General features: G+C 44.7%; 19 protein-coding genes, 2 tRNA genes and 1 pseudogene. 12 read left to right on the top strand and 10 right to left on the bottom strand.

Translation table 11 applies throughout. The features are described 5' to 3' along the window. Positions 1-214: 214 nt before the first annotated feature. Positions 215-538, top strand: a pseudogene (locus BLV62_RS29020) (PA14 domain-containing protein); the annotation flags it as partial. 108 nt (positions 539-646) lie between these two features. Further along, complete coding sequence (locus tag BLV62_RS21470) at positions 647-892, top strand: T9SS type A sorting domain-containing protein (protein ID WP_139170338.1); 246 nt, start codon at positions 647-649, stop codon at positions 890-892. A gap of 119 nt (positions 893-1011) precedes the next feature. On the opposite strand, the gene BLV62_RS21475 is transcribed toward BLV62_RS21470, so the two are convergent. Continuing rightward, positions 1012-1085: transfer RNA gene (locus tag BLV62_RS21475), tRNA-Pro, on the bottom strand. A 164-nt stretch (positions 1086-1249) separates the two neighbouring features. Between BLV62_RS21475 and BLV62_RS21480 the strand changes: the two genes are divergently transcribed. Further along, positions 1250-1756 carry a GNAT family N-acetyltransferase gene (locus BLV62_RS21480; RefSeq protein WP_089764180.1) on the top strand — a complete coding sequence of 169 codons (507 nt, stop codon included), beginning with the start codon at positions 1250-1252 and terminating at the stop codon, positions 1754-1756. Positions 1757-1835: 79 nt separating this feature from the next. On the opposite strand, the gene BLV62_RS21485 is transcribed toward BLV62_RS21480, so the two are convergent. Further along, entirely contained in the window at positions 1836-2741 is a 906-nt protein-coding gene (locus BLV62_RS21485) for a glycosyltransferase (protein ID WP_089764182.1), read from the bottom strand. Positions 2742-3052: 311 nt separating this feature from the next. Between BLV62_RS21485 and BLV62_RS21490 the strand changes: the two genes are divergently transcribed. The 4 genes from BLV62_RS21490 (at position 3053) to BLV62_RS21505 (ending at position 6591) form a co-directional block, all read left to right on the top strand. Further along, a complete protein-coding gene (locus tag BLV62_RS21490; RefSeq protein ID WP_089764183.1) occupies positions 3053-3397 on the top strand; it encodes a YciI family protein in 345 nt (114 codons plus the stop codon). Between the two features lie 65 nt (positions 3398-3462). Then, positions 3463-4638 carry an RNA polymerase sigma factor gene (locus BLV62_RS21495; RefSeq protein ID WP_089764226.1) on the top strand — a complete coding sequence of 392 codons (1176 nt, stop codon included), beginning with the start codon at positions 3463-3465 and terminating at the stop codon, positions 4636-4638. 151 nt (positions 4639-4789) lie between these two features. Further along, a complete protein-coding gene (locus tag BLV62_RS21500) occupies positions 4790-5674 on the top strand; it encodes an NmrA family NAD(P)-binding protein (RefSeq protein WP_089764185.1) in 885 nt (294 codons plus the stop codon). Between the two features lie 11 nt (positions 5675-5685). After that, on the top strand, positions 5686-6591 hold the full coding sequence (locus BLV62_RS21505; protein WP_089764187.1) for a helix-turn-helix domain-containing protein: 906 nt from the start codon (positions 5686-5688) through the stop codon (positions 6589-6591). Positions 6592-6641: 50 nt separating this feature from the next. Here the strand turns inward: BLV62_RS21505 and BLV62_RS21510 are convergent, their stop codons facing one another. The 3 genes from BLV62_RS21510 to BLV62_RS21520 all read right to left on the bottom strand — a co-directional run bounded on the left by BLV62_RS21510 (position 6642) and on the right by BLV62_RS21520 (position 8651). Then, a complete protein-coding gene (locus BLV62_RS21510; RefSeq protein ID WP_311202800.1) occupies positions 6642-7832 on the bottom strand; it encodes a cation:proton antiporter in 1191 nt (396 codons plus the stop codon). A 15-nt stretch (positions 7833-7847) separates the two neighbouring features. Next, entirely contained in the window at positions 7848-8135 is a 288-nt protein-coding gene (locus BLV62_RS21515) for a hypothetical protein (RefSeq protein ID WP_089764188.1), read from the bottom strand. A gap of 75 nt (positions 8136-8210) precedes the next feature. Continuing rightward, positions 8211-8651, bottom strand: coding sequence for an Hsp20/alpha crystallin family protein (locus BLV62_RS21520; protein ID WP_089764229.1), 441 nt, complete (start codon positions 8649-8651; stop codon positions 8211-8213). Positions 8652-8993: 342 nt separating this feature from the next. On the opposite strand from BLV62_RS21520, the gene BLV62_RS21525 reads away from it, so the two are divergent. The 5 genes from BLV62_RS21525 (at position 8994) to BLV62_RS21545 (ending at position 13559) form a co-directional block, all read left to right on the top strand. Continuing rightward, positions 8994-10295: a spondin domain-containing protein gene (locus BLV62_RS21525; protein ID WP_089764231.1), complete on the top strand. Its 1302-nt coding sequence runs from the start codon at positions 8994-8996 to the stop codon at positions 10293-10295. Positions 10296-10355: 60 nt separating this feature from the next. Then, a complete protein-coding gene (locus BLV62_RS21530; RefSeq protein ID WP_089764190.1) occupies positions 10356-11048 on the top strand; it encodes a peroxiredoxin-like family protein in 693 nt (230 codons plus the stop codon). Between the two features lie 195 nt (positions 11049-11243). After that, positions 11244-12104, top strand: coding sequence for a helix-turn-helix domain-containing protein (locus tag BLV62_RS21535; protein ID WP_089764192.1), 861 nt, complete (start codon positions 11244-11246; stop codon positions 12102-12104). 22 nt (positions 12105-12126) lie between these two features. Continuing rightward, positions 12127-12606 (top strand): DoxX family protein, encoded by a 480-nt coding sequence (locus BLV62_RS21540; protein ID WP_089764193.1) that lies wholly within the window; start codon positions 12127-12129, stop codon positions 12604-12606. Positions 12607-12728: 122 nt separating this feature from the next. Next, complete coding sequence (locus tag BLV62_RS21545) at positions 12729-13559, top strand: PDDEXK nuclease domain-containing protein (protein ID WP_225889666.1); 831 nt, start codon at positions 12729-12731, stop codon at positions 13557-13559. A gap of 442 nt (positions 13560-14001) precedes the next feature. Here BLV62_RS21545 and BLV62_RS21550 read toward each other — a convergent pair. The 5 genes from BLV62_RS21550 to BLV62_RS21570 all read right to left on the bottom strand — a co-directional run bounded on the left by BLV62_RS21550 (position 14002) and on the right by BLV62_RS21570 (position 20874). Further along, positions 14002-14075, bottom strand: a tRNA-Pro gene (locus BLV62_RS21550). Positions 14076-14277: 202 nt separating this feature from the next. Then, positions 14278-15459 carry a metallophosphoesterase family protein gene (locus BLV62_RS21555; RefSeq protein ID WP_089764196.1) on the bottom strand — a complete coding sequence of 394 codons (1182 nt, stop codon included), beginning with the start codon at positions 15457-15459 and terminating at the stop codon, positions 14278-14280. 11 nt (positions 15460-15470) lie between these two features. After that, a complete protein-coding gene (locus BLV62_RS21560) occupies positions 15471-16445 on the bottom strand; it encodes a hypothetical protein (RefSeq protein WP_089764198.1) in 975 nt (324 codons plus the stop codon). A 76-nt stretch (positions 16446-16521) separates the two neighbouring features. Beyond that, positions 16522-18057 (bottom strand): hypothetical protein, encoded by a 1536-nt coding sequence (locus BLV62_RS21565; RefSeq protein WP_089764199.1) that lies wholly within the window; start codon positions 18055-18057, stop codon positions 16522-16524. A 36-nt stretch (positions 18058-18093) separates the two neighbouring features. Next, positions 18094-20874 (bottom strand): TonB-dependent receptor, encoded by a 2781-nt coding sequence (locus BLV62_RS21570; RefSeq protein ID WP_168927941.1) that lies wholly within the window; start codon positions 20872-20874, stop codon positions 18094-18096. Between the last annotated feature and the right edge of the window lie 123 nt (positions 20875-20997).

Consider the following 20997-nt stretch of genomic DNA (forward strand, 5'->3'; position numbering starts at 1 on the left):
AAAAAAAAGAATGATGGTTGCCAAACAACTGGGAAGACAAAACCAGTATGGGTCGCCAATCTGATCGGACCCCGAACAAAATATGACAGAATGACAATTGATGCGCCGGCAACGGGAGATACCATCCCTGTTCTTATTATAACATAGGTCTGGCTAACTTACTTCCAACAGCAACTATCCAAACAACCCATCAGGCAGCGGGCAGATCAACAGCCTGGAAGGCCCTACAAACTGGGCAGATAATTATGGTACCAGGATACGCGGGTATATACATCCTCCAACAACCGGAAGTTACACATTCTGGGTAGCGGGCGACGACAACACGGAGTTATACCTGAGTACCAACGATAACCCGGCCAATCGCTCGCGGATTGCATATGTAGATGGATGGACCGACTCCAAACAATGGAATAAGTACAGCACGCAGCAATCTGCTGCTATCAACCTCACCGCAGGACAGAAATACTATATTGAAGTTCTCCACAAAGAAGGCAGTGGCGGAGATAATGTAGCGGTAGCGTGGCAGGGTCCAGGTATTACGCAGCAGGTAATCGCGGGAAGCAATCTTTCCCCGTTTGTTCCTGGAGCGGGCTTGGCTTCTATCGCCCGGGTTGCATCAGCAACCAGCGTGAATGAGAAAGCCGGCATGAGTGAAGATGCTGTCAGCCTGTATCCAAATCCTTCAACTGATGGGCGGTTTACAATCGTACTGCCGGAAATTTCGAAAGATGCGATGGTAAGGATTTATGATAGCCAGGGCAGGATGCTTTACCAGAAATTATCGCTCGGCAATAACAGGATAGAGATTGATGCACGGCTTAAAGCAGGGTTTTATATTGTGAGAATAAATTTGAAAGAGTCTGGTGTAGTTAAGAAGCTCATAGTTCAGTAAGGGGGTTTTACTGATTTTGGGAATGCTTCGTGTGAAGCATTCCCATTTTATTTGTAACGATCAGCAATAAATTCTTTAAAAACAAAAAACCCGCTCAATGAGCGGGTTCCTGCTTTCCGTCGGGGCGGCAGGATTCGAACCTGCGGCCTCCACATCCCAAATGTGGCGCGATACCGGGCTACGCTACGCCCCGTCGACTTCTGATTGGGTTGCAAATGTAGGAAATATTCTTCCATAAAAACAAATATCAGCAAAAAAATATTTTATACAACTAATCTGATATGGTCGAAAATTACAAAATCTGAATCTGTTTTATTTCAGCTGCTTTTTAGAATTTTGTTTAAAATTTTATCGACTATGGAAATTATCAATTCAACAACTGCCGACATAGACGCCATTTTCGATCTGCTGAACAGCGGAACCGCTTACCAGCACCGCATTGGTGCAAAACCCTGGGCTGGATTCGAAAGAGAACTGATAGAAACAGATGTAAGAGAGAAAAGAGCCTGGAAAATTGTAGAAAACGGAACTATGGTATGCACTTTCTCACTCACCTTCAATGATCCGGATATCTGGCAGGAAAAAGATACTCCCGACGCCATTTACATTCATCGTATCTCCGTGCACCCGGATCATCACGGCAAAGGGTACGTGAAAAAAATAGTGGAATGGAGCAAAGCCTATGCTAAAAGCCTGAACAAGACCCTTGTCAGGATGGATACTACGGGGGGGAACGATAAACTGAACAACTACTATGTAAGCTGCGGATTTACCCTGCTGGGAACTGTACATGTACCTAAAAGCCCTGCTCTCCCTGCCCATTACACCGGGGGCTACTCCGCCCTGTTTGAACTGGCTGTTTAAATTTTTTAAACCCTTCTTATACAAAACAGGAAAGGCTCAAAGAGTTCCTCTTCGAGCCTTCAACCTGTAATATTTATACCTACTTCACTAATTTATAGTTCTTATATTCTCCTATCCTCCAACCTGTGATCTTCTCAATTTCATACAGCATTCGATGCCTGGGAGTAAAAGAACCTTTGCTGGCATCATATTTAAAGTCCCAATCCTGTTTGGCTATCACTTCTTTCATCACTGCAGGATGCGAACCTATATACGGCGACAGCACATCCACCACGCTATGAAAATCGAAAGATTCCGCTTCTTTAAAATCTTCCAGGCTCGCCTGGTTTGGATTATAATAACTATGGAATTTTTTCACTTTCCCACACAACAGGTATGGGTTCCTGCAATAAGAATAGTGGAAAACCCTTGCATTCAGCGGTTTCACTTTCAGTTTCACACCCTTTTCAGCCCCTGATGCATACGCTTCTTCAGAGGTGTATTTCCTAAAGCCCTGGGAATCGCGATAGGAGAAAAAAGAAGGATCATTCCTGAGAATGCGGATCTCCCTGCTATGCCACCTGCGCGTTGTACCTATATGCCTGTAATCGCCCACAAAATGTAGGTATCTGAATAAGAAACCATCAACCTTCCTGTTATCAAGATGCGTTATCATCGCCTGTTTTATTTCAGGCAGATCATCTTCATGGATCACTTCATCAGATTGGATATGAAATGCCCAGTCGCCCGTTACTGCTTTCAGGCCTATATTCGCCTGCTGCGCAAAAATTTTTCCTCCCTGTGTTAACTTCGGGTCCCACTCCGTATCAATGATCCTGATCTTTGGATCACCGATCGCTTCAATAGCCTCGCGGGTGCCGTCAGTACTTCTTCCTACAACAGCAATAAATTCATCGCAAACGGGTAATACAGATTTAATAGACTGTATAACAGGATAGCCATAAAGGAAACTATTACGCAAATAAGTGAAGCCACTTACTCTCATAGTCGGTAGGTCTTTTTAGGTTGTTAAAATAAAGGGATGCCCCAAAAATGTTGGCATACCACATCCCTGAGTGTGAGAATTGTCGTTTTAGTTCGCATTGACTACAAAATTAGCCCAAATGAATTTTAATACAACCTTTGAGCCGGCTTTACAGACAAATTTTAACTATAATTAACTGAAGGATAGCAGGAACAAGATTAATTATCTTATTAATAGATTGCATTTAACAAATAGGTTAAATTAACGTTATGGAAGAATGTCCCCTTTCTTCAATTTCGATCGTTAACCTATGGAAACAAAAATGATAAACTATGAAAGAGTTCTTGTTAATTTTTAGAAACAGCACCGATCCGCATGCCAATCCGAGCCCTGAGGTTATACAGGAAAGAATGAACTGGATGGCGGGAATAGCGGCGCAAAACAAGCTGGCAGACAAAGGGAACAGGTTATCTTCCAACCAGGCAAAAACAGTAAGGCCGGGAGATGTGGTAACCGACGGCCCTTACACGGAAATCAAAGAATTTATCAGCGGCTATGTGGTTGTCAGAACAGAAACAATTGAAGAGGCTGTTGCGCTTGCTAAAAAGAATCCCATCCTTAAAGATGGCGGCAACATTGAAGTACGGGCTATTATCCAACCCAATGAGAAGCACTGATGAGCGGGCAGCAGGATACATATCAACAACTCTTACCCCAGCTTTTTAGGCTCGAATACACTAAAATGACGGCAGTGCTATGCCGTCATTTTGGTTTGAAACACCTGGCCGTTGCAGAAGATATCGCCAGCGAAGCTTTTCTTCAGGCTACCCATACCTGGGCCCATAAAGGTATTCCCGAAAACCCTACCGCCTGGCTATACACCGTTGCGAAAAATAAAGCCCGCGATTATTTAAAGCATGAGCAGATATTCGAGCAAAAGGTTTCGCCCCAGCTACAGGCAAATAACCAGGTGAGCTACCCCGATTTTGACTTCACGGAAAAACAGATCGCCGATAGCCAACTGGCAATGATCTTTGCCGTATGCGACCCTGTTAATCCCCCAGCCGCGCAAATTGCGCTGGCGCTGCAGATACTGTGCGGCTTCAGCATCACAACTATCTCGCATGCTTTTCTTTCGCCTGCTGAAACCATAAAAAAACGATTGCAGCGAGCAAGGAGCCAACTGCGGGAACAGAACTTCCAGGTAAGCAATCTTACCCCGGAAGTATTGGCAACACGGCTCCCTGCCGTGCATACAACACTTTACCTGCTTTTTAATGAAGGTTATTTTTCTTCCGGCGCCAACCAGGTAATACGGCAAGACCTCTGCGGCGAAGCATTGCGCCTGGCATTGATCCTCACTACCAACGAACGTACTGATACGCCGGCTACCAAAGCATTGATCGCCCTGTTCTGTTACCAGAGCTCCCGGTTGGAAGCCAGGTTAAACGATAGCGGAGAACAGATACTCTTTGAACAGCAGGACACTTCCCGATGGAACCAGGAGCTGATCGTAAAAGGACATCAATACTTTATTGATGCCTGCACCGGCAATGAACTTTCCAGGTATCACCTCGAAGCCGGTATCGCATACTGGCATACAACTGTCGACAATCCCGATAAATGGAAACATATACTGTCGCTGTATAATGAGTTGATCATTATTTCCTATTCTCCTGTTACGGCGCTGAACAGGACCTTTGCATTCGCCAAAGTATATGGCAACAAAGCAGGGATTGAAGAAGCCCTGAAACTGCGGCTCGATAACAATTCGTACTATCATTCTTTGCTGGGTTATTTATACAGCGACGCCATCGAAACCGCTATTTATCACTACCAGAAAGCCCTGGCGCTGACTAATTCAGAACCTGAGAAGCATACAATACAGAAAGAAATCAACAGGCTTCAGGGATTGTAATTTACCATCAGGGAAAATGTTAGTTATTGATTTTCAATCGTTAAGCTATTTGGTCGTGAGACGACTATAATTTTGGCTACAACAACCATAGATATGGCTACTTCTGTTTTTGTATTGCAAAGCACCTTTGTATCTACAAAAACAATAAAAAATGAAAATCGTATTAACCGGCTCAATTGGCCATATAAGCAAACCATTAGCTGAGGAATTGGTAAAAAAAGGCCATACCGTTACTATTATCAGCAGCAACCCGGAAAAAAAATCAAGCATCGAATCTCTGGGCGCTATTGCCGCCATAGGCCAGGTAACCGACAGCAACTTCCTGGCTTCCGTTTTCCAAGAGGCCGACGCCGCTTATTTGATGATCCCTCCTAACTATGCCGCTCCTGATCCCGTAGCCTATTATCGCAGCGTGGGGGACAGCTATGCTGAGGCCATCCGCCAGTCGGGGCTCAAAAAAGCTGTAAACCTCAGCAGTTACGGCGCTCACGTACCTAAAGGCACCGGTTTCATTACAGGATCGTACGAAGTGGAGCAAATACTGTCGGCATTGCCGGATGTTTCCATAACCTTTGTTCGGCCTACTTATTTTTACTATAATCTGAATAACTTTATACAGGTGATCAAAGCTACCGGTGCTATTGCTGCCAATTACGGCGGCCCGGATAAAATAGTATTGGTTGCCCCGGCCGACATTGCAACTGTAGTAGCCGAGGAACTGACATCTGCCGCTTCCGGTCATAAAGTGAGATATATTTGCAGTGATGAAAGAACAGGAAACGAAATCGCCAGCGTATTGGGAAAAGAAATAGGATTACCGGATCTGAAGTGGAATATCCTGACCGACGAACAGATGCTGGAGAGCTTAACCGGCCGTGGAGTTCCCAAACATGTAGCAGAAAACCTCGTGGAGTTGGGAGCAGCCCTGCGAACCGGCCTCCTGAGCGGTGATTATGAATTACATAAACCGGTTTTGAGCAATACTAAACTGGAAACATTTGCGAAGGAATTTGCTAAAACATATCATCAAAGTTAAAAAGCAGGTATATGCAACCTCAACGAATCAAGTCGATAACCGAATTTCACAGGCAACGAAACCTCGCGCCTCCTGAACACCCGCTGATCAGCGTGATCAATTTTGAGCACATCGGTTACACCTGTGATGCGCATCCTATCGTCATGGACTTTTATTCCATTTCGTTGAAGAAGAATACCAATACGAAGATCAAGTACGGACAATCGGTTTATGATTTCGACGAGGGAACCTTGTTCTTTATGTCGCCCGGCCAGGTTTTCCAGATCCAAAGAACTAAAGACGCAACTTCTACCAGGTCGGGATGGCTATTATTAGTACATCCCGACTTCCTCTGGAATACGCCGCTGGCTAAGGATATCAGGCAGTACGAGTTTTTCGGGTATGCTACCAATGAAGCGTTGTTCCTCTCCGCCCAGGAAGAAGAGAAAATCGCGGAAGTAATTTCGCAGATCCAGAAAGAGTGCCGGTCCAACATCGATAAATTCACCCAGAATATTATCATCGCACAATTGAATCTCCTGTTATCTTATTCTGAAAGATTTTACAACAGGCAGTTCATCACCCGCAAGGTCACCAACCACCAGGTGCTTGAGCGGCTGGAACATTTGCTGAACGAATATTTCAACGGTGAAGAGCCTGTCAAAAAAGGGATTCCTACAGTCCAGTTCGTGGCAGAGGCGCTCAATATTTCGCCTAACTACCTGAGCGGACTGCTGAAAGTTGTAACAGGTTCGAGCACCCAGCAACATATTCATAATTTCCTGATAGAAAAAGCAAAAGAAAAACTGTCGACAACCAATCTCTCTGTCAGTGAAATAGCTTATGAACTGGGTTTCGAACACCCGCAGTCTTTCAGCAAACTATTCAAAGCTAAAACCCGGTTATCTCCGTTAGAATTCAGGCAATCATTCAATTAACATATGCCCGCTATGCATGCCAGGCTGATAAAGGAAGATAGTACCAAACATCACAGGGAATATCTCAGCCTGGCTTTCTTTCCCAACTTCGCTATAATACTTCTTAAAAAATAAACCCAAATGGTTGAAAGCAGCAGCGATAAGCCGGTTATACCCAACCCTGCTTTGTACAGCGTAAATTCTATCAGCTGCATTTTATACGCTACCGATAAGGCGAGTATACCGAATTCGCCGGTGTGCGAAAGCAAGGCGCCTCCCAGCCAACTTTGCTCCCAGTTGAATTTCAATATCCTGAAAACAATAGCTGAAAGCAGGCTATTGCTTATAAAAACGAGCAAGGTACCCAGCAATATAAAAGTATAATTTTCCAGCAGGTATGGTATATCGAGCCGCAGGCCGATGGACACAAAGAACAGCGCTACAAAGAAAACTTTAAAGGGGTGAATTGAATGTTCGAGCCAGCCGAATGCCTTTACTCTTCCGATATATACGCCGGCGATAAAGCTGCCTAATGCCCCGCTGAGGCCCGTCGCTTCAGCCATCAATCCAAAACCTAAACAGATCAGCAAGCCGGTAAACACCTGCATGTCATGGTCTCTTTCCAGGGCTTTGAGAAAGCGGGGAGTGATCAACTGCCTTCTTCCCCTTACTCTTTTTAACATAAGAAAGAAAGCTACGCAGCCGGCTATGGCAATTAAAATGGCAGACACATTGAGGGTACTGACTTTTTCTCCCTTCCATATATTCAGCAGGGTAAGTATAGGAGCAAAGAGCACATCCTGGAAGATAAGCATGTTCAGGATTGTAAGGCCAAGGGATGTTTTTAAAAGGCCATTCATGCTTAACAGATCGCTCACCACAGGGGTACTGTTAAAAACGAAAAGAATAGCAATGAGCATAACGCTTTCAATGGGCAGGTGAACTATATAGCCAACTACGAAAGAAAAGATGAGGCCTAGTATTATTTTGATCGACTGGGCTATAATAGGTTGCAGCAAAAAGGAATGACTATCAGGAACATTTATTTCCATCCCGATAAAAAACATAAACAGCAATATGCCTACTTCACCTATTGCCTCTATCGCTTCTGCATTTTTGAAAATACCTGTCATATGAGGTCCCAGCACTATACCGGCTAAAATATAGGCAATAAGGTATGGCTGCTTCAGCTTTCTGAGCAAAAGCATAGTTCCAAGTATAGTCAGGCACATAATACAAACAGACCCCAGTATTGTATTCATAATGCGCAGAAGTAATTATTCCAGGTTTAATATTTTAAACACTTCGCGGGCGATATAATGACAATTTTCTTTCAGCTCTGTCAGGGAGCAATATTGCGAAGCCAGCGTAGCAGATTTCTTCCCGCTTCGAAGTACCAGGTTTATCAGGAAAGGAGCGCCCCCTTCCTCATCAACCGGCTGGCCTTTCATACATGCGAAGATCCTTTCTGCATCTTCGGCAATACTACCCAATTGATATTGGCAGAACGATACATATCCTTTGATGGTTTTGATGCTTACCTCTATGATGTAAGATTTCTGCATAAGCGATATAAAAGTTGTAATAACAGGTTTGCACCCGTCGTCCGGCGGGTGCAAACAGAGGGAAAACCCATAAGCTTATTGGATCTCTATTAACCTAGGCGCTTTTTTCCTGGCCGATTCTGTTTTAGGGATCACCAGTTTCAGCAGCCCGTTTTCATATTTAGCTTCGATATGGTTTTGATCTACCACATCTTTTGGCAATTCAAAGCTGCGTTGAAATGATTGGTAACTGAACTCCTTACGGGTATAACGGTCGTCTTCCTGCGTATATTGATTTTCCCTGGAAGAAGAGATGGTAAGAGTGTTACCTTCCAATGTGATTTTGAAATCCTTTTTTTCCATGCCGGGAGCGGCCACTTCAACTTCAAAGTTATGGTCGTTTTCCCTGATGTTCACCGCCGGAACGGTAGTGCTTGTAGAAGAGAAATTATTGTTACTCCAGTTAAAAAGTTCCCGGCTAAAGAAATCATCAAAGAACGGCAGCCAACTACCGTTGGTTCTTTTAACGAGTGTCATAAAACCCTCCTTTTTAAATGTTAAACAATAATATAATGAACTTTGAAAACAGGGGATCAAAGCCTGTACCAGGCCATGAGTGGGGCTTCCAGCCGTTACATTTGTCATTTTTTGAGAAAAAATGACAGGATGGAATGTCATTTTGGGCAGCTTGAAATAGACGGACTTTATCCCATCAAATGTTCTTGTATGGCGGATAAACGCCGATGTAAGGAACCGGGATGCACCGGTATTCTCAATAGGGATTCGGGAAGTTTGGACAACACAACGGGAAATAGAGATACCAAACGCGGTATAAGCCCCCTGTACCTTCGTAATACAATTTTCAAAAAGAGATTTATTATGAAACCTAACAATTTAATATGTCTGTCTTTAGTTTCACTGCCGCTGATGATGGCGTCGTGCAGCAAGGATGACGACAAAATGCCGCCTGCATCCACATCTACCATTACTATAGAAAACGTACTGGATTCCAGGCCGCTGGTAGAATCGGGTACCTTCAAAAACAACGGGGCTTCACCACTTATCATGCCGGGAGAATCGGTAACATTCCAGTTCTCCGCCGCCAAGGGCCAGGCTATTACTTTTGCGACAATGTATGGCTGGTCGAACGATCTTTTCTTCGCGCCTGCCAATCCCGGCATCCAGGTGTACCAGGATAACGGCACCCCGGTTGAAGGAGATGTATCGTCGCAGATCCGGCTTTGGGATAACGGGACCCGTATCAACCAGGTTCCCGGGGCATCTGTTTCACATCCCGGCGCTGCAGAAGCAACCCCTAAAAATATTACCGAGGTACAAGGCGCCGACGCCCAGGGCAATACTTATGCTGCCGCCGCTTCGTTGATGAAAGCAACATTGCATTATGAAGGCAATTCCACTTTCACCCTTAAGATTACGAATACCTCCGGAGGCACATCCAATCCAACACCCTTCAGTCCTGGCGTTTGGGCGGTATCCTATATAGCCGGAGGCAACCTCCTGAACCCCGCTCCTCTTTATGAAGCAGGCAAGCCAACAGCCAATGGCCTGACCAATATCGCAGAAATGGGTGATAACAGTGCGCTTGCAACATACCTCACCGGGCAAACAGGTATTTTCACGCCTCTTTCTCCTGTGTTGGTAGTGGTATATAACGGCATAGACAATCCAATCTATAAAACGGGGGAAAAAGACCGTGGAAAGGGATTAAAAGAGCTGGCTCAGAAAGGCGATGCGAGTGGTTTAGCGGCTTATCTTAAAACGGTACAGGGAGTAAAAGAAGTTTATGTTCTCCCAGCAGCAAATACTACTGTTCTGTTACCGAAGATCGGAACACAGGCCGGCAGCAGCGTTTCGCAGCAGCTGTCAGTTGCGGAAGGCGACAGATTGGCGATTGCCACTATGTACGGGCTGTCGAATGACTGGTTCTTTGCGTCGAAAGATAATGGAGTAGATGCTACGCAGAAAGGTGATATTTCCTCCTCGATCGGCTTGTTCGACAATGGCACCGCGGTAAACCAGTTCCCGGGAGCCGGTGTTACTCAATTTAACCTGGCAGGCACTCCGCTGGAAGAAAGCAAGACTATTGAAGCAGTACCTAATCCCAACGCTTTTACAACTTTGCCCGCTATACCGAACATCATAAAAGTGACTCTTAACTAATATTTAAATATTAGCGGGCGATTGAAATAAGAACAGTTCCCCGTTTCAAACAACTATAAAATGAGAAATTCAATAAAAGCAAGCCTGCAATCTTTAGCTGTGGCCTTGCTGCTTAACTGTTCTGTCAATGTGGTCCAGGCGCAGAAAAAAAACCAATCTATGGAATCTTCTAAAATGGCAACAACGCAAATGCCATACATGTTACCGCAAAAAGCGGAAGATATCAGCCCATTGCTGAATGGAGAAAAAGTTCCAATGGCGGTATTGCCTGATGCGTCAGGAAAAAACTTTGACCTGAACAAAGCAATATCAACAAAACCAACAGTATTGGTCTTTTACCGGGGCGGCTGGTGCCCTTATTGTTCTAAGCAGCTTTCAGGTTTGCAACAGGCGCTTCCCGAACTGGAAAAGATGGGATACCAGGTAATTGCCATCAGCACCGATGCATCGACGGGTCTGGCCCAATCGGCAGCCAAAGAAAAGCTCAGCTACACTTTGCTTTCAGACGCTGATCTCAGCCTGGCCAAACAGTTCGGTATCGCTTACAAAGCTCCCAAAGCTTACTGGGATATGCTGCCTAAGACGTCGGGAGGCAAAGACACGGAACTTTTACTTCCTGTACCATCGGTTTTCGTCCTGGATAAAACGGGTACCATACAATTCGAATATATCAATCCTGATTTCATGCAACGGTTAAACCCTGAGCTTTTGAAAGCGGCATCGGCGGCGGTTGCAAAGGCTATCGAACGGTGATTGCATGCAAAGGCGGAGAGGAGGCAAAGGCAGCAAAGGTGTTTTTAAGAGGAATAAGGGAGCGGATAAAGAGGTTGAATAAAAGTGCCGGAGCAGGGATGGCAGGCTGTCGATAATCCGGTTTCAATTCCTTAAATTTATTTAAAGGGAAATAATAATAAAGGGGCTTGCCATTCCTGCATACAAATAATTTCTATGATCAGCGAATACAACGAAAAGTCAACATCCGCGCGCTTTATAATGCACGTTGGAAACAAATCGTTTTCCGGTCAGGGGTTGAATAAACCTTCTCCTTACCCGATTAACACTTTTGTGTACAACAAAGGTGGCGCTCAGAAAGTGGTTATAGACGAGATAGTTTACACCATGCCTGAAGGCAGCATTCTCCCCCTTGTTTCCAATCAGCACTTTGTATTCGAGCATCCTGAAATGTTAACAGCCTGGCAGTTTAACCGGGAGTTCTATTGTATTCTTGACCATGATGCAGAAGTAGGTTGTGTGGGCTTTCTTTTCTACGGGATACAACATCCCATGTTCATTAAATTAGACAAGGAAGGGAATAAAGAGATGTCGTACCTGGAAAAAATATTCTCCGAGGAGTTATTACTTAAAGACAATTTCCAGGGAGAGATGCTTCGTACGCTTCTAAAAAGAGTGATCATAAAAACAACGAGGATAGCCAAGCTGCAATGCGATAGCTACCAGCAATTCCCCGACGAGAAGATGGACATCGTGCGAAGATTTTCATTATTGCTGGAAGGTAATTTCAAACAACAGCATGAGGTGAAATTTTATGCTGCGGCGCTTAACAAATCTCCCAAAACGCTCAGTAATGTGTTTGCACTGCTGAAACAGGCCGCTCCGTCGGTTCTTATCCGCAACAGGATCATGCTCGAAGCCAAACGTTATTTGCATTATACGGAGAAGTCGGCAAAAGAAATAGCTTATGAATTGGGATTTGAAAGCCCGGCGCATTTCAGCAGGTTTTTCAGGATGTATTCAGGGACCAGCATTTCGGAATTCCGGAATTGCGCTATGTTAAAAAAAGGAGAATGAAACGCCATTATTCAAGATTAATATGAAGCTAACTGATAAATTGTTTAATCCGGCGAAAAAAGCATATGACAGCTGGGCGCCTTTCATTTTAAGGGTAATAGTGGGACTAGGCTTTCTTATTCACGGGCAGGCTAAGTTAAGCAAGGGGCCAGCGGGTTTTATGGCATTGCTGCAGCACCTGGGCATTCCCCAACCTAAGATTATGGCCTGGATTGCGATATGCACGGAAGTTCTTGGCGGTATCGCACTTATAACAGGAGCTTTTGTAAGTATTGTTTCAGTTCCGTTAATCATAACTATGCTTACAGCCATGTTTACTATACATTATAAATTCGGGTACAGCTCAATAAAGACGATAGGCCTGGACGCGAACGGACCAAAATTTGGTCCTCCCGGCTATGAGATCAACCTGCTTTATATAGCCGCCCTTGGAATGTTGATTGCGGTTGGAGGAGGGAGGTTTTCCTTAGATTCTTTATTCGCAAAAAAACGAAAGGTATAGGCCCTGTTAACAAAGAACAACACGCGGCTATTTAGCGATTAACAACAAAGGAGAGAATTAACTATCGCTTATTCATTAACCAACCATTTTAAATATTCTACCGCAACTATCTGACTAAATTTGTGGCAGAGCAGTTGGAACCAGAATATGGAAGCGGCTTCTCTAAGCGTCAGATAGAGCTTTTCCGTCAATTTTACCGCACATTTCCAATTGCGAACGCACTGCGTTCGCAATTGGGCTGGACACATTACAAAATGCTGATACGCATTGATAATCAAGAACAAAGAGAGTTTTATATCGCAGAAGCCATAAAAAATAACTGGACTACCAGACAGTTAGAACGCCAAATTCATAGTAGCTTATGGGAACGGCTATTAATGAGTAACGACAGAGAAAATGTGCTGGCCGTAGCACGAAATGAAAAGCAACCATCGGATGCCAAGGAAATCATTAAAGACCCAATGTATCTTGAATTTTTAGGACTACATCGGGAAGCATCTTACTACGAAAAAGATTTAGAGCAAGCGATTATTACGCACTTGCACGACTTTTTACTTGAACTCGGCAACGGATTTGCATTTGTAGCAAGACAGAAGCGGCTGCACATTGAAGGTGATGAATTTTTCATAGATCTTGTTTTCTATAACCGGCTCCTGCAATGTTTCGTAATCATTGAGATCAAGACCACAAAGCTTACACATCAGGACATTGGACAATTACAGATGTATGTAAATTATTATGATCGATACGAAAAACGTGAGTTTGAAAACCCAACGATAGGTATTTTGCTATGTGCCGAGAAAAATAATGCTGTAGTAAAAATATCACTGCCGGAGGATAATAAAACGATAATCGCCAGCGAATACAAGCTTTACCTGCCTACTGAACAGCAGTTGATAGAGGAAGTGAAGAAGGAGATTGAAAAGCGAGATAATAATCCCAAAGAAAAATAAACGGAAGAATAAGAATACAACAATTGACAGGAAAGAATCTATTACTTTAGATGCAAGGAACAAATTTGAGAATGAAATAGAAATATCATAATATATAAAGCATAGCGTTTCGCTTATATTCCTGTACCTAAAAAGTAGAAAATTTGTATTACAAAATAAAAGGAACGCCTACGGTAAAGCGTGGGCGTTCCTTTTATTTTGTAATACAGGGCATCGGCTCCCTTAGGTACAAATAATTGTGAATTAGCTCACCCTGTTTATTTTTAATTTCTATGCTCCAATTACAGGCAGGATACATACTTGATTGCGTAAAAGAAACATTAGAAACGAAATACAAGCCAACAGAAGTTCAGGGGCTTTTATTTACATGATAGACAGCCATGTAGGGGTAGGGGCAATAAAAAAGGACAAAACAGAAATAAATCCGTTTTGTCCTTTAAAGTCGGGGCGGCAGGATTCGAACCTGCGGCCTCCACATCCCAAATGTGGCGCGATACCGGGCTACGCTACGCCCCGTCGACCTCTAAACATCTCACAATCTTCAGATTGCGGGATGCAAAGGTAGCGATAACTTTGTAATAAATCCAAATAGAATTCACAATTTTTTAAGATTTCGGGGCTCCCGGCCAGCCAAACCCTTACCGGCTGGGCGCTCTACATTAAAACAAAAAACCTGGCTTTGAGCGAGCCAGGTTTATATCTAATGTAAAAAACCGTACTATTTCAGCTTTATGGTAACCATATTTCCCCATTTAACCGCTGCAGAAGGGTTGGCTGGTTCAGGGTTCCACAATACTTCGCGGACAGTCAGTGTTTGTGTTTTAGGATCAAGAACTGCAAAATGGAAAGACAATTTGGTTTCGTCGGCTGCCGACACCACGCCTTTCATGGGTGAATCGGCGCCTACTGTAGCCAGGGCCACATCATTATCCGGTCCTCCATACGTATAGAACTTGCTTTCATGGGCATGTCCATGCAAGTAGGCCTTAATGTTGGTATGTTTCTTCAGGAACGCCACAAACGCCCGTTGCTCTATAACATCGGCCACACTGGTGGTTTTACCGGATTTAAATATCTCGTCCAGCACATTATCGAATTTATCAGTATTGTTGATACCATGATCGCCGTTCGGGTTGGTGAAGTGGTTGGAAACAACAGCCGGCTGGTCGTGCGCCACGATAATAACCGGCGTGGTTGGGGCAACTACCTGTAAATCCTTCTCCATCCAGATCCTTACACTCGAATCAGGCCACATCTGGATAAAACAAAAGTGAACGCCGGCAATATCGCGTGAGAAATTGATCCGGTCCTTCTTCGGGTCGAAATTGGCCGCAGATTTTGTGGTAACATTAAACATCAGGTTATAGATGTTCGCCATCGAGGTAGCATCCAGCAGCGGCGACATTGTTGCATAGTAACCTATGCTGTTGGATACATCATGATTGCCCGGCACCATCAGCACTTCCGCTTTCTGGTTCTTTTTATTTTTGATAGTAAGATTCTGCAGGTAGTCTGTTTTAAACTGCTCCCAGGAAGTGGCGGCTGTCTGCACTTTCGCGCTTACTTCCATCCGGTTGGCGATATCGCCGCCCTCAAACAGGTAATCGATGCTTCCGATCTTCTGGCCGGCATTCAATCCGCCATCAGAAGGAAGAGTTACCTCAGGCAGGCCGTTGATCTTAGCGATCATAGCGGCGTTCACTGTATGAGCATCCACGTTGGTTTTACCCTGGAATGCAGCACGGGTTATTCCATAGTGGGCATCCGAGGTAAATACAAACTGAACGGGCGACAGGTCTTCTTCGGGTTGTTTATTATCGTCGTCGTTCTTTTTGCAGGCAGTAAATAACAGCGCCGCCAGCGGAGCCATATACAAGATACGGGTGATCTTATTTTTCATCTTTTATGAGTTTATTTTCTTTTGTAGAAAGAGATATTAGAGACAGCGCCGGGATGATCCCGTATTTCTGTATCCGTGTAATAACCGCCGGCATCGGCGGCAAAACAAATACCTTCGCCCTGGCGTTCGTTCCCGGCATAGGGAGCCGCCAATGGCGCCGTAAGCAACGCTTGTACCAGGCTTTGCCCGTTGCCGCGTTTCCAGTAGAATAACTGGCCTTTATTGCGCAGGAGGATTTCGGTACCGTCAGGACTAAGATCGCCGGATGTGAGCAGCTCGAAATTCGTTTTAAGCACAGGCTTCAGCGCAGTTACCGCGGTTGTCGACTGTGGATAAGCAGCCAGGTACAGCGTACTCCTGGAATTTTCCTTACTGGCAATATAGATGTCCCTGGTCTGTGGGTCCAGCAGCATCGTTTCTGCATTCACTGCTTTAGGGTAACTCATTTCCAGTTTATCCACCGCCGTAATATGGATCTTTGTTGCAGCACCAGGGTTTGAAATAACCGGTTCTGCAAACCTGTAAACAGCAATACTGCTGCGACCTGCATTGTTATCGCCGATGTCTGCCAGGTAGATATATGTTTTGCCGGCTTCAGGCCCCGGACCCACAGCAATATCTTCCAGGTTGCGGGTACTTACATTGTCCAGGATGATCTGCCCCAGGTCTTTTCCCTTTGCGTCAGTGATCACCACTGTTCTGTTCCCATTGTAATCGTCATGCACATATAGCAGGCCTTTATTTAACTGGCTGGCTGCGATACCTGATAATTCGTTATAATCCTGCCGCTGCATTGCATATACTTCCGGCGTGACGTTAAACATCCCTGCTTCGTTCAGCAGGGTGATGTCATACTTCGTTTGGGGAACGGTATCTGTTACCACTGGCGGATATCCTCCGTCTCCGTTTGGATTATCCGGCTTTTTAGAGCAGGCGGAAAGTATCAACCATGTACAAACGGGAAAGGTCCATACCCATCTCTTCATAACTGTAATTTGCTGTTAATACAAAAGGACGCATTACACGTCCTTTTGCTATTGAATAGTGATGATCGATAATTGTTTAGTAAACGTGTTGATTACCGGTATTATCTGTAGGGAAAGCTCCCAGGTCCTGGTTAGGAGGAGTGATGTTAGCTCCAAACTCGCCGCCCACAGGCAGTTTCGTCATAGGGAAACCGTATTGCATCAGCAAAGGAGCGGTTGTTTTAACCGGCATCGCCGTGTTTTTAGAACCGCCTCTCCAAACACCTACACCGATAGCAGGAGAACCTGGTTTCAGGTGAAAATCAGCGCCCGCAGGGATAACACTGTTCCTGTAAGCAGTACCCAGGCTGTTGGCAGCCACGTCATAGTTTTTAAACATAGGGTCGTACTTCAGGGAATCGTTAGCATTATTAGTACCGTTGTTGGTACCGTTAGCCAGGGTAGGGCCATTTACATAACCGTTCAGGTCTGTAGGCTGCTTGATAGTGAACTGCAACGGCTCGATAAACTGCATGTATTGCTGCGCACCTCCCATTGGTTTACCACGACCAATGCAAGTCAGGTTATTACCATAGGAAGTATTGAGCGTATCGCTTGGTTTGCCTTTTTCTGACTGGTAAGAAATTCGAAGACCGGATTTACAGTTAACGATGATGTTGTTGTAGATATATCCCCCTGTATTGGTTTCGGTATTGATAGAACCGTTACGGGTAGCTTTAAGCTGTCTGAACCCGCAATTAACAAGGGTATTGTTGTAGATGTTCACAATAGTACCAACACCATCTGTACCCGCGGTTTTCAGACCATTGGTAGCAATGCCGTAGCTGAGGTTATAGGCAATATCGCCATATACATTGCTTTTCAGGTTCACGCCTTCTCCGCCGGTTGCACCCAGTTTATTGAAGGTATTACGCATGATGGATACATAAGTATTTTCGCACTTGCCTATACAGTCGTCTTTTGACCCAAAGAACCATGAATCTTCGATGATCAGTTTCGAGTAACCGGATTTGCGGTTCATGTATACGGTAAAACGTGCATCGCCAGGTTTAGCGCCGTAATCGGGAGCATTGCTGCCCCATGGGCCCCCGGTATACTCTACGTGCGTCCAGCGGAGCAACAGCAGATCCGCTTCAGGTCCGCATTGGAAACCACCCCAGTAACCGGCGTAAGCGGGGTCGTTCACCACGTCGTCTTTATATGTAGAATTGGAAAGCGGGGTTGAAGGCGTTTCTTTCACGGTAAACCAGTTTGGGGCTTCTTTGGTACCACTGCTTACCAGGGAACCTTTCACATAAAAAGTCGGGCTGGTTTCAGGAGATTTTCCATCACCTTCTATCAACACCTTAACCCCTGGCTGCAGGTACAACGTATCGCCTGCATTGATAGTCACATCAGATTTGATATGATAGGTTTTACCGGCCAGCATTGTACCTTTCAAAGGAATAGCGTTGCCGCTTGCATCCTTAACAGGCAGAATGGTGTCAGAAATTGGTTGACCTAATACTAACAAAGGCCTGGATATGTTAGTTTTTTCATCTGATTTCTTACAGGAAAACATTGCCACCGAAATGCATGCAATCAATCCGATCTGTAATGACTGTCTCTTCATAACTTAATAGTTGTGTTATTAGGGTAAAATGCTTGATTATTTATTGAGAATGAATCTTAGTCCCAGCAGGTAGTTCTGTCCATACTGATCACGTTGCACCAGCGTACGGCTGGCCGACATATCCTGGAATGGAATCGGTGTATCATTTTTAGCCGGGGCTTTATCGATATATACTTCATACTTTGCATCCAGCAGGTTCTGAATTTTTGCAAATACAGCGAAGTGTTTAGCGAAACGTTTTTCTGCCGACAGATCAAACAGGTTCATTCCTTTCTGCCAGTTATCAAACCCGTAATAAGGCGATACCAATACTATTCTCTTGCCCGTATACTGCCATGCCAGTTGGAAATCCAGGCCTATTTTTGCATTCTTATACAAGAGGGCTGCATTGGCGATGTGGGCTGACTGTCCCTGCAATGGCCTTGATTCGTTCAGGTAAATTTTATTGGGCGAACCGCCATTCACCAGCTCCGAGGTCAGTTTGGTAGTGGTGATCTTTGAATTGGTATAGGTATAATTAGCCCTGATCCCGAAATTGCCTATATATTTTTCATACACAAATTCGAACCCGAAGTTGTTGGCATTTCCATAGTTGCCCGGCATATATACTTTCTGGTTTTGCTGCCCTGTAAATTCAAAACCATATTCAATAGGATTTTTAAGCGCTTTATAGAAAATCCCAACTAGTATCTGTTCATTCGACTTAGGAAACAGCTCATAACGCAGGTCGATGTTATCGCTGGTTGTATGCAGGAGGTGCGGATTGCCCTTTTCGGTGAACTGGTCGCCATCATAGTTGTAGGGTACTATTTCAAAGAAAGCGGGGCGGCTAATGGCTGCGTAATAAGATAAGCGCAGGTTGGTATGTTTGTTAAGTATATATTTGAAATTCACGCTTGGCAGAACATCCATGTAGCTGATCGTACCGGTTTTCCCTTCCTGCGTGACCGGTAGATCGGTATCATAGTCCTGGTCTGTATTTTCGGCGCGTACCCCAGCGGTAGTTTCAAGTTTGTTAACTACAAATTTCAGCATAAGGTAACCTGCTGTAATACGCTCATTAGAACGATAGTTATTTGCTTCTCCCGGGCTACCTTTAGGGTTGAAGACGGTCCAGTTGAAATTATATATTCCATTCCAGGGCTGCGGGGCGCCGCCAGGACCTGGTACTGGTCTTAATTCGTAGTTGTCGTATTTGTTATCGCGGTGCTTATCCCTGTACATTCCGCCAGCCGACAGGTCGAAAGGTACATCCCATGCCTTGTTGGAATAGGTCAGGTTTAAATAACCCGCAAAATCCCTGTCGCTGTTCTTCCACCACATACGGTGAAAGTTGGTCGCAACATCTGTGTGTTTATAAGGCTCAGGCGAGGTACCATCTGCATAAAAACCTCCGTCATATTCATATTCCGCCCAATCAGGTATATTGTTGGTTGCTTTTGAGTACACCGCAGACCAATCCACTTTTAAACGGTCATCCAGGATGGAATGATTTCCCTGTAATGTATTGCTGAAAATATTCTGACGCTGGTATTTGGATCTGCCAAAGTTCCATACCTGGCCCGTACCATAGCCGGTACGCGGCGCCGGCATTAGGGTATCTGTCGTCAGCCTGGCCTGCGCATCCTGGAAATCTGCATAGGCACTGTAAAGCGCCAGTTTATGTTTTGGATTTATATTGAAATCGATCTTCGCATTCAAACCAGTCCTGATAAGGTGAGAAGAGTAGGTACGCTGGTTCGCATGCTTTACATAAAGCAATCCTCCTTCCTGGAATTCGCCGGGATTAAAGATGCTTTTATAAGACCTGTAAAGGTTCTGGTAAGAGCCGCCCAGCATGATACCCAGTCGATCTTTGAAGAAGCGGTCGCCAATCGACAAGGTACCCATTGCGTTAGCAGGCGCCTTTTTATGTGTATAGTTCAGGTTATCTCTTGTAAAATCATCGGGCGTTGCGCTATAGTCGGGACCCTTCGCCTGGTAAGGCGATGATTTTTGAATAGCTCCAACAGGAAAAGCATTAAAACCATCCTGCAACACGGTTTGGCTGAAACCTGTAGCAGCGCTGGCGTTTACATATAACTTGTCAGGCGCATTTTTCATCACCATATTAACAGTGCCTCCTATTGCATCGGCTTCCATGTTGGGAGTAAGTGTCTTATTTACTTCAATGCGCTCAACCAGTTCTGAAGGAAAAATATCTAATGGTACAAAACGGCTTTTGTTGTCAGGGCTGGGAATTTTGATCCCATTGACCAGGGTATTATTATAACGTTGATCCATCCCCCGGATAATGGCATAACGCCCTTCGCCGCTGCTGCTGCGCTCTATAGACACGCCTGAAATACGCTGCAACACGTTGGCGACAGTAAGATCAGGCGATAACTGGATAGCCCTTGCAGAAATTATATTCATCACACTGGCCGCATTCTGTTCGGATCTTTTGGCGGTAGATTCAGACTCGGCATCCTGTTTTCCTTTCACCACTACTTCACCTAAAGCGGAAGATTGGTTGTTAAGAGGAAGAGTAAGATCAATGTTCTTATTTACTGTTATTACGGTATCAATAGCCTGGTAGCCTACATAAGTGCAACGAACATGGTAGGTACCGGCAGGAATGCGCTCAAATGCAAATGTACCGTCTAACTTCGCAACTGCATTTTTCTTTAGTTCCGGGATAGTGATTATAGCTCCGATTAGTTGTTCCTTTGATTGCTTATCTGTAACTGTTCCTTTAACATTGTGAGTTACTTGCTGGCTGATCGCTATTTGTGGAATACTTAGCAGGCTTAGGACCAGGAGTGACCGAAGATGCATCTTTTTGATTGATTTTCGGGCAAAGAAAAATAAATTAGCAGACGGTACTAAACCATTCATATCATATAATGGAATGGTAACAAACAGGTAACTATTTCTTAATTTAACGGCAGCGCATATGCG

The sequence above is a fragment of the Chitinophaga terrae (ex Kim and Jung 2007) genome (assembly GCF_900107795.1).
GTDB classification, from domain to species: domain Bacteria; phylum Bacteroidota; class Bacteroidia; order Chitinophagales; family Chitinophagaceae; genus Chitinophaga; species Chitinophaga terrae.

Coding starts and splice junctions, on each gene's coding strand:
- BLV62_RS21535 (WP_089764192.1), top strand. CDS start 11,244: ATGATCAGCGAATACAACGAAAAGTCAACATCCGCGCGCTTTATAATG.
- BLV62_RS21480 (WP_089764180.1), top strand. CDS start 1,250: ATGGAAATTATCAATTCAACAACTGCCGACATAGACGCCATTTTCGAT.
- BLV62_RS21570 (WP_168927941.1), bottom strand. CDS start 20,874: ATGCATCTTCGGTCACTCCTGGTCCTAAGCCTGCTAAGTATTCCACAA.
- BLV62_RS21500 (WP_089764185.1), top strand. CDS start 4,790: ATGAAAATCGTATTAACCGGCTCAATTGGCCATATAAGCAAACCATTA.
- BLV62_RS21540 (WP_089764193.1), top strand. CDS start 12,127: ATGAAGCTAACTGATAAATTGTTTAATCCGGCGAAAAAAGCATATGAC.
- BLV62_RS21490 (WP_089764183.1), top strand. CDS start 3,053: ATGAAAGAGTTCTTGTTAATTTTTAGAAACAGCACCGATCCGCATGCC.
- BLV62_RS21530 (WP_089764190.1), top strand. CDS start 10,356: ATGAGAAATTCAATAAAAGCAAGCCTGCAATCTTTAGCTGTGGCCTTG.
- BLV62_RS21520 (WP_089764229.1), bottom strand. CDS start 8,651: ATGACACTCGTTAAAAGAACCAACGGTAGTTGGCTGCCGTTCTTTGAT.
- BLV62_RS21505 (WP_089764187.1), top strand. CDS start 5,686: ATGCAACCTCAACGAATCAAGTCGATAACCGAATTTCACAGGCAACGA.
- BLV62_RS21515 (WP_089764188.1), bottom strand. CDS start 8,135: ATGCAGAAATCTTACATCATAGAGGTAAGCATCAAAACCATCAAAGGA.
- BLV62_RS21485 (WP_089764182.1), bottom strand. CDS start 2,741: ATGAGAGTAAGTGGCTTCACTTATTTGCGTAATAGTTTCCTTTATGGC.
- BLV62_RS21560 (WP_089764198.1), bottom strand. CDS start 16,445: ATGAAGAGATGGGTATGGACCTTTCCCGTTTGTACATGGTTGATACTT.
- BLV62_RS21555 (WP_089764196.1), bottom strand. CDS start 15,459: ATGAAAAATAAGATCACCCGTATCTTGTATATGGCTCCGCTGGCGGCG.
- BLV62_RS21495 (WP_089764226.1), top strand. CDS start 3,463: ATGACGGCAGTGCTATGCCGTCATTTTGGTTTGAAACACCTGGCCGTT.
- BLV62_RS21565 (WP_089764199.1), bottom strand. CDS start 18,057: ATGAAGAGACAGTCATTACAGATCGGATTGATTGCATGCATTTCGGTG.
- BLV62_RS21510 (WP_311202800.1), bottom strand. CDS start 7,832: ATGAATACAATACTGGGGTCTGTTTGTATTATGTGCCTGACTATACTT.
- BLV62_RS21470 (WP_139170338.1), top strand. CDS start 647: ATGAGTGAAGATGCTGTCAGCCTGTATCCAAATCCTTCAACTGATGGG.
- BLV62_RS21525 (WP_089764231.1), top strand. CDS start 8,994: ATGAAACCTAACAATTTAATATGTCTGTCTTTAGTTTCACTGCCGCTG.